Source organism: Pseudomonas sp. EGD-AK9 (assembly GCF_000465935.2).
Taxonomy (GTDB): Bacteria; Pseudomonadota; Gammaproteobacteria; order Pseudomonadales; family Pseudomonadaceae; genus Aquipseudomonas.
On sequence record NZ_AVOF01000044.1, the window covers coordinates 1 to 11826 of the forward strand.

Annotated in this window: 9 protein-coding genes and 1 pseudogene; 5 read left to right on the top strand and 5 right to left on the bottom strand. The window is 66.9% G+C overall.

The annotated features are described in order from the left end of the window. The 4 genes and pseudogenes from N878_RS28825 to N878_RS02410 form a co-directional block, all read left to right on the top strand. Positions 1 to 274 (top strand): annotated as a pseudogene (locus tag N878_RS28825) (ABC transporter ATP-binding protein); the annotation flags it as partial. After that, positions 271 to 1062, top strand: a complete 792-nt coding sequence (locus N878_RS02400) for an ABC transporter permease (RefSeq protein ID WP_021442087.1) — start codon at positions 271 to 273, stop codon at positions 1060 to 1062. The pseudogene N878_RS28825 and the gene N878_RS02400, both read left to right, overlap by 4 nt. Positions 1063 to 1191: 129 nt before the next feature. Then, a complete protein-coding gene (locus N878_RS02405; RefSeq protein ID WP_021442088.1) occupies positions 1192 to 1770 on the top strand; it encodes a PQQ-dependent catabolism-associated CXXCW motif protein in 579 nt (192 codons plus the stop codon). 23 nt (positions 1771 to 1793) lie between these two features. After that, positions 1794 to 2459 carry a response regulator transcription factor gene (locus tag N878_RS02410; protein ID WP_021442089.1) on the top strand — a complete coding sequence of 222 codons (666 nt, stop codon included), beginning with the start codon at positions 1794 to 1796 and terminating at the stop codon, positions 2457 to 2459. A 92-nt stretch (positions 2460 to 2551) separates the two neighbouring features. Here N878_RS02410 and N878_RS02415 read toward each other — a convergent pair whose 3' ends face one another. The 5 genes from N878_RS02415 to N878_RS02435 all read right to left on the bottom strand — a co-directional run bounded on the left by N878_RS02415 (position 2552) and on the right by N878_RS02435 (position 9333). Beyond that, on the bottom strand, positions 2552 to 5620 hold the full coding sequence (locus N878_RS02415; RefSeq protein WP_021442090.1) for an efflux RND transporter permease subunit: 3069 nt from the start codon (positions 5618 to 5620) through the stop codon (positions 2552 to 2554). 2 nt (positions 5621 to 5622) lie between these two features. After that, positions 5623 to 6639, bottom strand: a complete 1017-nt coding sequence (locus N878_RS02420; RefSeq protein WP_021442091.1) for an efflux RND transporter periplasmic adaptor subunit — start codon at positions 6637 to 6639, stop codon at positions 5623 to 5625. 150 nt (positions 6640 to 6789) lie between these two features. Beyond that, positions 6790 to 7584, bottom strand: a complete 795-nt coding sequence (locus tag N878_RS02425) for an ABC transporter permease (RefSeq protein ID WP_021442092.1) — start codon at positions 7582 to 7584, stop codon at positions 6790 to 6792. Continuing rightward, the gene (locus N878_RS02430) at positions 7581 to 8513 is read right to left on the bottom strand and encodes an ABC transporter ATP-binding protein (RefSeq protein WP_021442093.1); all 933 of its coding nucleotides are present in this window, start codon (positions 8511 to 8513) and stop codon (positions 7581 to 7583) included. Before N878_RS02430 ends, N878_RS02425 begins: the two co-directional genes overlap by 4 nt. Before the next feature lie 157 nt (positions 8514 to 8670). Continuing rightward, the gene (locus N878_RS02435) at positions 8671 to 9333 is read right to left on the bottom strand and encodes a transglutaminase family protein (RefSeq protein ID WP_021442094.1); all 663 of its coding nucleotides are present in this window, start codon (positions 9331 to 9333) and stop codon (positions 8671 to 8673) included. Positions 9334 to 9476: 143 nt separating this feature from the next. Between N878_RS02435 and N878_RS02440 the strand changes: the two genes are divergently transcribed. Next, a partial coding sequence (locus N878_RS02440; protein ID WP_021442095.1) for an acyl-CoA dehydrogenase occupies positions 9477 to 11826 on the top strand: 2350 nt, incomplete at its 3' end.

Here is an 11826-nt window from a genome sequence, read left to right on the forward strand (position 1 = left end):
GTGCCGCGAGCAGGGCCTGAGCGTGCTGTGGACCACCCACCTGCTGGACGAGATTGAGCCCGCCGACGAGCTGCTGATCCTGCATCGCGGCGAGCGCGTGGCCCGCGGCAAGGCCGCCGAGTTCGGCGACCTGGCCACCAGCTTCGCCCGCCTGACCGGCGACGAGGCCCTCGGCCGTGGCTATGTGCGCGAGGCGATTCGGCCGAACCTGGACGCTCAGTCCCTAAGGTGCGGCTTCAGCCGCGAACATCTCGCCGAGGAACCACAAGCATGAGCGCCTACTGGTACTGCCTGCGCGGCATCGTCCTGCGCGAATGGCTGCGCTTCGTCCTGCAGCGCTCGCGCTTTCTCAGCGCCCTGGTGCGCCCGCTGCTGTGGCTGTTGGTATTCGCCGCCGGTTTCCGGGCGGCGCTGGGCATCGCCATCATCGAGCCCTACGACACCTACATCACCTACGACACCTACATAGTGCCCGGCCTGGCCTGCATGATCCTGCTGTTCAACGGCATGCAGGGCTCGCTGGCGATGGTCTACGACCGCGAGATGGGCAGCATGCGCGTGCTGCTCACCAGCCCGCTGCCGCGCGCCTTCCTGCTCGCCGCCAAGCTGCTGGCCACCGCGCTGATCTCGCTGCTGCAGGTCTATGCCTTTCTCGCCATCGCCTGGGTCTATGGCGTGCAGCCGCCGGCCTGGGGCCTGCTCGCCGCCCTGCCGGCGCTGCTGCTGGTGGCGCTGCTGCTCAGTGCCCTGGGCCTGCTGCTGTCCAACGGCATCCGTCAGCTGGAGAATTTCGCCGGGGTGATGAATTTCGTCATCTTCCCGCTGTTCTTCCTCTCGTCCGCGCTCTACCCGCTGTGGAAGATGCGCGAATCCAGCGAGTGGCTGTACTGGCTGTGTGCGCTCAACCCCTTCACCCACGCCGTGGAGCTGGTGCGCAACGCCCTGTACCTGCACCTGCACCTCGAGGCGCTGCTGATCTGCAGCGGCCTGACCCTGCTGCTGACGCTGCTTGCCGTGGCCAGCTTCAACCCGCAGCACGCGGCGCTGCGCAAGGCCGGTTGAGCCACTTTCTGGCCGCTGGCCATTACGACTTCTACTACTTTGGTACTGCTTTTGCTCTCCATCGTAGAATTTCCAACGCAGCAGTCCGGGCCTCTAATACCTGCATAAAAAGAACAGAGGCCCACGGTCATGAAACACTGCCTTGCCCTGCACGCGGGGCTGCTCCTCGGCACCAGCCTGCTAGCGCCCGTAACGCTGGCCGAAGTCGCCCTGTTCGCCGCCGACGGCTATCGCCAGACGCAATACCGCAGCCCCACCCCGGCCGCCCTCGACGGCGCGCGCACCCTCGACACCCCGGCCCTGCAGCGCCTGCTGCGCGAACAGCCGCACACCCGCCTGATCGATGTCTACCGCCGCACCTGGTTGAACGGTCGCTTCGTCGAGGACGAGGCCCACGCCAACTTGCCCGGCAGCCTGTGGCTGGCCAACACCGGCGACGGCCGGCTCGAGCCGCGCTGGCAACGCTACTTCGAGCTGCACCTGCGCAACGCCAGCCAGGGCGACCCGGACTGGCCGCTGGTGTTCTACTGCCGCTCCGATTGCTGGCTGAGCTGGAACGCCACGCGCCGCGCCTACCGCCTGGGCTACCGCCAGCTGTACTGGTACCGTGACGGCATCGACGCCTGGGAGCAGGCCGGCCTGCCCCTGGTGCCCGCCCAGCCAGCCGAACTGCCAGGCGCTTTCTTCATCCCCAACGCCGCACCATAATCACAACAACGAGGTGAAAGGCCATGTACAAGATTCTGATTGCCGACGACCACCCGCTGTTTCGCGAGGCCATCCACAACGTCATCGCCGACGGCTTCCCCGGCAGCGAGATCATGGAAACCGCCGACCTGGACAGCGCCCTGGAACTGACCCAGGCGCACGACGATCTCGACCTGATCCTGCTCGACCTGAACATGCCCGGCATGCACGGTCTGGGCGGGCTGATGAACCTGCGCAACGAGGCGCCGACCATCCCGGTGGTGATCGTCTCCGCCGAGCAGGACAAGCAGATCGTGCTGCAGGCCATCACCTACGGCGCGGTGGGCTTCATCACCAAGTCCTCGCCGCGGGCGCAGATGACCGAGGCCATCGCGCAGATCCTTGACGGCAACGTCTACCTGCCGCCGGACATCATCCGCTCGCAGAAGAGCGGCGGCCACCGCCACCACACCGACCACCACAGCATCCCGCCGGAGCTGCTGCAGGCGCTGACGCGCAAGCAACTGCTGGTGCTCGAACGCATGACCAAGGGCGAGTCGAACAAGCAGATCGCCTACAGCCTGGATATCGCCGAAACCACGGTCAAAGCCCATGTCTCGGCGATCCTGCGCAAGCTGGGCGTGCACAACCGGGTGCAGGCCATTCTCTCCGCCGGCGACATCGACTTCGCCGCCTACCTGCGCCGCTGATCCGCGGCGTCAGCAGGTCCTAACACCTGATGGCCCGGAGGCAATCCGGGGACGCTTCCTGCCCCGCTGGTCGCTCGTGGATGGCATCCGGGCTACGAAACGGCCGGCTCCTCGTCGATCATCCGCAGCGGCGCCCAGCGGCGCAGCAGCAGGTACAGGGTGGGAATCACGTAGAGGGTGAAGAAGGTGCCCACCAGCAGCCCACCGACTATCACCAGGCCGATCTGCTGGCGACTCTCGGCGCCGGCGCCGGTGGCGATGGCCAGCGGCAGCGAACCGAGGACCATGGCCCCGGTGGTCATCAGGATCGGCCGCAGGCGCTGCACCGACGCCTCGATCACCGCGGCGCGCAGCTCCTTGCCCTCGCGCAGCAGGTGATTGGCGAACTCGACGATGAGGATGCCGTGCTTGGTGATCAGGCCGATCAGGGTCACCAGGCCGATCTGCGAGTAGATGTTCAGGGTGCCGCCGAACAGGGTCAGGGCGAGCAAGGCGCCGGCCATCGACAGCGGCACGCTGAACAGGATGATCAGGGGGTCGCTGAAGCTCTCGAACTGTGCCGCCAGCACCAGGAAGATGAAGGCCAGGGCCAGGGCGAAGATCAGCGCGATGCCGGCGCTGGATTCCTTGAAGTCGCGCGAGGTGCCGGTGTAGTCGTACTGGGTGTCCGGCGGGAACACCTCGCGCGCGGCGGCCTCCAGATGGTCCAGCGCCTCGCCCAGGGTATAGCCGCTGCCGACGTTGGCGCTGACCGTCACCGCGCGCAGCTGGTTGAAGTGGTTGAGTTCGCGCGGCGCCACGGTCTCGCGCACCGAGATCAGGTTGGACAGCTGCACCATGCCGCCCTCGCGGTCGCGCACGTAGACCCGATCCAGGTCCTGCGGGTTGCTGCGGTCGATGTCCTGCAACTGCACCAGCACGTCGTACTGCTCGCCGCTCTGCTTGAAGCGGGTCACCTGGCGGCTGCCGAACAGGCTTTCCAGGCTGCGGCCGATCAGCGCCACATCGGTGCCCACCGCCACCGCCTGCTCGCGATTGACCGCCACCTTGAGCTGCGGCGTGTTGAGCTTGAGGTCGCTGTCCAGGCTCTCCAGCCCCGGATAGTCGCGCACCCGCTCGAGCAGCTGCTCGACGTAGCCCTGCAGCTCGGCGTACTCCATCGACGAGCGGATCACCAGGTTGATCGGCTGGTTGCGCGCGCTCTGCCCCAGCGGCGGGCGGTTGACCGGGAACACGCGCATGCCGGCGATATCCTGCAGCTTGGGCAGCAGCTCGTTGCGGATCTCGAACTGGCTGCGGCTGCGCTCGGCCCAGTCCTCCAGCTTCATGAAGGAAATGCCCTGGGCCACCGTGGGGAAGCCGGCGATGACCATGTAGCGGTTGGTTTCCGCGATGCTCGCGTAGGCGGCCTCCACCTCCCGCGCGTAGCGCGCGGTGTAGTCGATGGTGGCACCGTCCGGGCCGTTGAACACCCCGACTATGGTGCCGGTGTCCTCGGTCGGCGCCAGCTCCGAACGCAGCCCGTTGAACAGCCAGGCGCAGACCACGAAGGCCAGCAGCAGCACGCCGAGCACCAGCGGCCAGGTACGCAGGGCGCTATCGAGGCTGTGCTTGTAGCTGTAGGTGACAGCGTTGAGGAAGTTCTCGATCAGGTTGTACAGCCGGCTGTGGCGCTCGCCGGCCTGGTGCGGCTTGAGCAGCACCGCGCACATCATCGGCGTCAGGGTCAGGGCGACGAAACCGGACACCAGCACCGCGCCGGCCAGGGTCCAGGCGAACTCGGTGAAGAGTTTCCCCGTGGTGCCCTGCATGAAGCCGATCGGGGCGAACACCGCGGCCAGGGTCAGGGTCATGGCGATCACCGCGAAGGCGATCTCGCGACTGCCCTTGAACGCCGCCTGCATGGGTGTCATCCCCGCCTCGATATGGCGGTGGATGTTCTCCAGCATGACGATGGCGTCGTCCACCACCAGACCGATGGCCAGCACCATGGCCAGCAGGGTCAGGGTGTTGATGGAAAAGCCCATCAGGCTCATCAGGGCGAAGGCGCCGATCAGCGACACCGGGATGGTCACCAGCGGGATGATGGTGGCGCGCAGCGAGCGGAGGAAGATAAAGATGATCAGGATGACCAGCCCCACCGCTTCCCAGATGGTGATGAAGACGTTGTCGATGGACTCGCGGATGAACAGCGAGTTGTCGTTGGCCACCGTCATGTGCATGCCCTCGGGCAGCAGCGCGCGGATCTCCGGCAGGGCCGCCTCGAGGCCGGCGGAGATGTCCAGCGGGTTGGCCGTGGCCTGCTTGATCATACCCATGGACACCGCCGGGCGACCGTTGAAGCGCACCACGCTGCGCTCGTCGCGCGCGCCGATTTCGGCATGGCCGACGTCGGCCAGGCGCAGCAGGTAGCCCTGCGAATCGTCGAGAATCAGCTCGTTGAACTGCTCGGGCGTGCTCAGGTCGGTTTCCGACAGCACGGTGAACTCGCGCTCGCGCGATTCGATGCGCCCGGCGGGAATCTCCACGTTCTGCCGGCGCAGGGCGTCTTCCACGTCCTGCACCGTGAGGTTGTGCGCGGCGAGCTTCTCCGGGTCGAGCCAGATGCGCATGGCGAAGGTGCGTGCGCCGCGAATCTGCACCTCGGACACGCCGGGGATGGTCTGCAGGCGATCCTTGATCACCCGCTCCAGCACGTCGGTGATCTCCATGGCGTTGTAGCGGTCGCTGTAGGTGGCAATCCAGATCACCGGCTGGGCGTCGGCCTCGACCTTCTGCACTATGGGCTCGTCGATCTCGTCGGGCAGCAGACCGCGCACCCGGCCGAGACGGTCGCGTACGTCGTTGGCCGCCTCGTCGGCATTGCTGCCGAGGCGGAACTGGGCGGTGATCTGGGTATTTTCCGAGCGGCTGATGGAGCTGACGAAATCCAGCCCCTCGATGCCGGACAGCACGTCCTCGATCGGCTGCGCCACCTGCGACTCCATGATCTCCGGGCTGGCGCCGGGGTAGATCACGTTCACCGTGACGATGGGTACGTCGATATTGGGGTATTCGCGCACGCTGAGGCGGTCGTAGGCCATCAGCCCGAGCAGCACCACGATCAGCGACAGCACGGTGGCGAACACCGGCCGGCGGATGCAGATATCGGAGAGGATCACCGCTAGCGCTCCCCGCTCTTGCTGCGCACCGCCAGGCCCGGGCGCACCTTCTGCCAGCCGGCGCTGATCACCGTCTCGTCGCCTTCGAGGCCTTCGCGCACCTCCACCAGGCCGTCGAAACGCTTGCCCAGGCGCACTTCGCGCTGCTCGACGCTGCCGTCCACCACCAGGTTGACCAGCAGCTGCTCGCCCACCGGCATCACCGCCTCCTCCGGAATCACCAGCGCCTCGGGGCGCTCGGCGAGGATCACCGAGACGCGGACGAACTGGCCGGGGCGCAGACGGCGGTCGTCGTTGCCGATATGGGCGCGGATCGCCTGGCTGCGGCCGACTTCGTCCAGACGCGGGTTGATGGCGAAGATCTCGCCCTGGAAGCGCTCGCCCGGATAGGTGTCCAGGCTGATTTCCACCGTCTGCCCCAGGCGTACCTGGGCCACGGCCTTCTGCGGGATGCGGAAGTCGACCTTCAGCGGGTCGAGCACTTCCAGGTTGACGATGTTCTGCCCGGCGCTGAGGTAGTCGCCGACGCTGGCCTGGCGCAGGCCGAGCACGCCGTCGTAGGGCGCCTTGATCTGGGTCTTGTCGAGCCGCGCCTGGGCCAGCGCCTGGCTGGCGCGGGCGGCCTGCAACTGGCTCTGCGCCTCGTCGAGGGCCTGGGCATTGCTGGCGCCGCGCTGGAACAGCATCTGCGCGCGCTGGTGGTTCTTCTCGGCGAGGTCGAGGTTGGCGCGCGCCTGGGCCAGTTCGGCGCGGGCGATGGCATCGTCGAGGCTGACCAGCAGGTCGCCGGCGGTCACCGCCTGGCCCTCGCGAAAATGCAGGCTGGCCAGACGCCCTTCGATTTCCGGGCGGATCATCACCGACTCGTCGGAGCGCAGCGAGCCGAAGGTGATCAGCTCGTCGCGCACCGCCATCTGCTTGACCGGCACCACTTCCACCACCGGTCCATCAGCGGCTAGCACCTGACCGGCCAGCAGCGCCGACAACAGCAGTGGCAGGGAACGCAGCAGCACGGCCATATACAACCCCTCTTGTATGTATAAGCCGAGTCTAACCTTCTGCTCCCTCAATGACAGCGGGGCAAGATATTTCCCTATGTTTTTGTGGCCTGCCATCCCTGGGCGGCCTGAGGCCTCGCCAGGCGCGGCCCAGCGCTTCTGGCGAAATCCTTACTGACGCATACCGCGGCCGCTGACCAACAGGCGAATGCACAGGGTGTACAGCACCGCGGTGGCCAGCAGCATGAAGCCGATGGCCACGCCGATGCGGATGTCCGACACGCCGAGGATGCCGTAGCGGAAGGCGTTGACCATATGCAGGATCGGGTTGCCCATCGACACCGCCTGCCAGAACGGCGGCAACAGGGTGATCGAATAGAACACCCCGCCCAGGTAGGTCAAAGGCGTGAGGACGAAGGTGGGGATGATCGAGATGTCGTCGAAGTTGCGCGCGAACACCGCGTTGACGAAGCCGCCCAGGGAGAAGATGGTCGCGGTCAGCAGCACCACCAGCACCGTCACGCCCAGGTGGTGCACCTGCAGGTGGGTGAAGAACAGCGACAGCAGGGTGACGATGAAGCCCACCGCCAGGCCGCGCAGCACGCCGCCGACGACGAAGCCGACGAGGATGGTGTGCGGCGACACCGGCGACACCAGCAGCTCCTCGACGTTGCGCTGGAACTTGCTGCCGAAGAAGCTCGACACCACGTTGCCGTAGCTGTTGGTGATCACCGACATCATGATCAGCCCCGGCACTATGTACTCCATGTAGCTGAAGCCGCCCATGTCGCCGATCTGCCGGCCGATCAGGTTGCCGAAGATGACGAAGTACAGAACCATGGTGATCGCCGGCGGCAGCAGGGTCTGCGGCCAGATGCGCAGGAAACGGCGCACCTCGCGGTGGACGATGGTGCGCAGGGCCACCAGGTTGGCGGCGAATTCGCTGTTGAGGTACTGGGTATTCATGGCGCCACCTTGGCCAGGTTCTTTTCCACCAGGGAGACGAACAGCTCCTCCAGGCGATTGGTCTTGTTGCGCAGGCTGAGCACCTCCACCTGCTGCTGCGCCAGCTGCTGGAACAGCGCATTGAGACCCTGGCTCTTCTCCACCTGCACCTCCAGGGTGTGGTCGTCGAGCAGCCGCGCCGGGTAGCCCTGCAGCTGCGGCGCCACCAGGTGAGTGTCCTTGAGGTCGAGCAGGAAGGTCTCGACGTGCAGCTTCTTCAGCAGGTCCTTCATGCTGCTGTGTTCGACGATGCGGCCGTGGTCGATGATGCCGATGTGGCGGCACAGCTGCTCGGCCTCCTCCAGGTAGTGGGTGGTGAGGATGATGGTGATGCCCTGCTGGTTCAGCTCGGTGAGAAAGCTCCACATCGAGCGGCGCAGCTCGATGTCCACCCCGGCGGTGGGCTCGTCGAGGATCAGCAGGCGCGGCTGGTGCACCAGCGCGCGGGCGATCATCAGGCGGCGCTTCATGCCACCGGACAGCTCGCGCGAGGCGACGTTGCGCTTGTCCCACAGCCCCAGCTGGGTCAGGTACTGCTCGGCGCGTGCCTTGGCGATGCTGCGCGGAATGCCGTAGTAGCCGGCCTGGGTGACGACGATGTCGAACACCTTCTCGAACTGGTTGAAGTTGAATTCCTGCGGCACCACGCCCAGGCAGCGCTTGAGCGCCGACGGCTCGCGGTCGAGGTCGTGGCCGAACACCTCGACCGTGCCGCCGCTCTTGTTCACCAGGGTGGAGAGGATGCCGATGGTGGTGGACTTGCCGGCGCCGTTGGGGCCGAGCAAGGCGAAGAAGTCGCCTTCGGCGACGTCCAGGTCGATGCCGTGCAGAGCCTGGAAGCCGTTGCCATAGGTCTTGGTCAACTGGCGGATGGTCAGGGCGGAGCTCATGAAAATGGGGTTTCCCGCGCTAGGGTGGAGTCAGCATAGATGGGGGTAGGGGCGACGATTTGCAACCGGTTGTTGCGGCCATCGGCGCATGCCGACCTGCACCCTACCCAGGCCGACGCGCGGAGAAAAGCCCGCCCTGGCGATCTTGACTATCGATTCAGTCGATAGCAGCCGCCTCGGCCTGCATGTCGCCGCTCATGAATGCCGCGTCGGCGGCGAACAGATGCGGATAGCAGCGCTGCAGGTGGTCGAAGAACAGCTGCTCGGGCAAGTCGGCGAACTGGCCGTGATCGACCAGGTACTCCATATAGCGCTCGCCCTTGTCGTTATAGGGATGGAAGACGCTGTCGTGGACACCGTCGAACTCCAGCGGCGCCACCTTGAACACCCGGCATAGCGCCTCGTTGAAGGCCGGCGTGGCCTTGACCCAGCGCCCGTCGAGAAACAGCTCGGTGTAGCCGTGCATGGCGAACACCTCGCTGCGCAGCAACTGCAGCAGGCGCGGCGTCGACAGGTGATTGCGCACGTCGGCCAGGCCGATGCGCGCCGGGATACCGCAATGCCGCGCGCAGGCCGCCAGCAGGTTGGCCTTGGGTACGCAGTAGGACTCGCCGGCGAGCAGCGCGTGGCTGGCCTTCAGCGTCTGCGGCTCGCGGCTGAACACATAGGGGTTGTAGCGGATCAGGTCGCGCACCGCGCGGTACAGCGCCACGGCCTGGTCGCGCGGATCGCGCCCGGCGCCGCGCCAGCGCTCGGCGAACTCGATTAGCGCAGGGTGGTCACTGTCAATGAAGCGGCCGGGTTGCAGATAGGTCTGCATGGGTCGTGCTCCCAAGGGTTTGCCCCAGTCTAAGCGCGCCGATCGCGCCATAAAAACGGCGATCCGGCCAAGCTGCCCCGCCTTGCCGCCAATTCGCGACTAAGCTCGTGGCGTCGTCCGCTGTCACTCATGGAGGAACACACATGCTCGTTATCTGGTTACTGGTCCTGCTGCTCGGCGTGGCCTACCTGGCCCACAGCCGCAGTGCCGCCCTGCCCGCGCTGGGCATCACCGCCGCCTACCTGCTGGCCATGGCGCTGCTGAGCCCGGTGCCGGGCTGGTTGCAACTGCTGCTGTGGGCGCTCACCGGTGCCGTGGCGGCCTTCGTGCTGCTGGTCGATCTGCGCCGCCAGCTGTTCAGCGGCCCGCTGTTCGCCTGGTTCCAGCGCGTGCTGCCGCCGATGTCGGATACCGAGCGTGACGCCATCGAGGCCGGCACCGTGTGGTGGGACGGCGAACTGTTCAGCGGCCACCCCGACTGGGACAAGCTGCTGGCCTACCCCAAGGCGCAGCTGACGGACGAGGAACAGGCCTTTATCGACGGCCCCACCGAAGAGCTCTGCGCCCTGGTCAACGACTGGCAGGTCGGCCAGCAGCTGGACCTGCCGGAAAAGGCCTGGCAGCACATCAAGCAGCACGGCTTCTTCGCCCTGATCATTCCCAAGCAATACGGCGGCAAGGGTTTCTCCGCCTACGCCCACTCGCAGGTGGCGATGAAACTGGCGACCCGCTGCGGCGACCTGGCCTCCACCGTGATGGTGCCCAACTCCCTGGGCCCGGCCGAACTGCTGCTGCACTACGGCACCGATGCGCAGCGCCAGCACCATCTGCCGCGCCTGGCCAGCGGCGAGGACATTCCCTGCTTCGCCCTCACCGGCCCGCTGGCCGGCTCCGACGCCGGCGCCATGCCGGACACCGGCATCGTCTGCAAGGGCCAGTGGCACGGCGAGGAAGTCATCGGCCTGCGCCTGAACTGGGAAAAGCGCTACATCACCCTGGCGCCGGTGGCCACCCTGCTCGGCCTGGCCTTCAAGGCCTATGACCCCGAGCACCTGCTGGGCGAGCAGGAAGACCTCGGCATCAGCCTGGCGCTGGTGCCTACTGACACTCCCGGGGTGGAGATCGGCCGTCGCCACCTGCCGCTGGGCGCCGCCTTCATGAACGGGCCGAACAGCGGCAAGGACGTGTTCATCCCGCTCGACTACCTGATCGGCGGCCAGGAGTACCTGGGCAAGGGCTGGATGATGCTGATGAACTGCCTGTCGGTCGGCCGTTCCATTTCCCTGCCCGCCGGCGGCACCGGTGCGGCCAAGCTCGCCAGCCTGGTCAGCGGCCAGTACAGCCAGATCCGCGAACAGTTCGGCGTGCCGCTGGCCGCCTTCGAAGGCATTCAGGAGGCCCTGGCGCGCATCGGCGGCAACACCTGGCTGATGGACAGCGCGCGCATCCTCACCGCCAGTGCCGTCGACCTCGGCGAGAAGCCCTCGGTGCTGTCGGCCATCCTCAAGTATCACCTCACCGAACGCGGCCGCGAGTGCGTCAGCCACGCCATGGACCTGCACGGCGGCAAGGGCATCATCATGGGCCCGAGCAACTACCTGGGCCGCGCCTGGCAAGGCGCGCCGATCTCCATCACCGTGGAAGGCGCCAACATCCTCTCGCGCAACCTGATGATCTTCGGCCAGGGCGCCATCCGCTGCCATCCCTATGTGCTCAAGGAAATGGCCCTGGCCGGGCGCGACGACAAGGACCAGGCGCTGGCCGAGTTCGATGCCCTGCTGCTGCGCCATATCGGCTTCGCCGTCGGCAACGCCGCCAGCAGCCTGCTGCTCGGCCTGAGCCTGGGACGCTTCGGCCAGGCCCCCGGCGACAACCTCAGCCAAGCCTACTTCCGCGCCCTCGGCCGCCTGGCCGCGGCCTTCGCCCTGTGCGCCGACAGCAGCATGATGCTGCTGGGCGGCGAGCTGAAGCGCCGCGAACGCCTGTCCGCGCGTTTGGGCGATGCGCTCAGCCACCTCTACCTGGGCTCGGCGGCGCTCAAGCGCTACCACGACCTGGACTACCCGCAAGCCGTGCAGCCGCTGGTGCGCTGGGCCATGGAGGAAAACCTGTTCCACGCCGAACGGGCCCTGACCGAGCTGCTGGCCAACTTCCCCAATCGCGCCTTCGGCTGCCTGCTCAAGATCCTGGTGTTCCCCCTCGGCCGCCGTCACCGCGGCCCGAGCGACGCGCTGGACGCCGAAGTGGCGGCGATTCTCGGCCGTCCGGCCGGCGATCCGGCGCTGGAGGCGCTGCTTGCCGGCTGCTACCGGCCGCAAGCCGAGCAGGATGCGGTCGGTGCCCTGCAACACGCGCTGCAGCTGATCGACGCCAGCCGCGATGCACGCAAGCGCCTGCAGCAGGCGCTCAAGGACGGCAGCCTGCAACCGGCCCCCGGCCAGGATGCCATCGCCGCGGCCATCGCCACCGGCCTGCTCGACGGCGAGGCGGGCC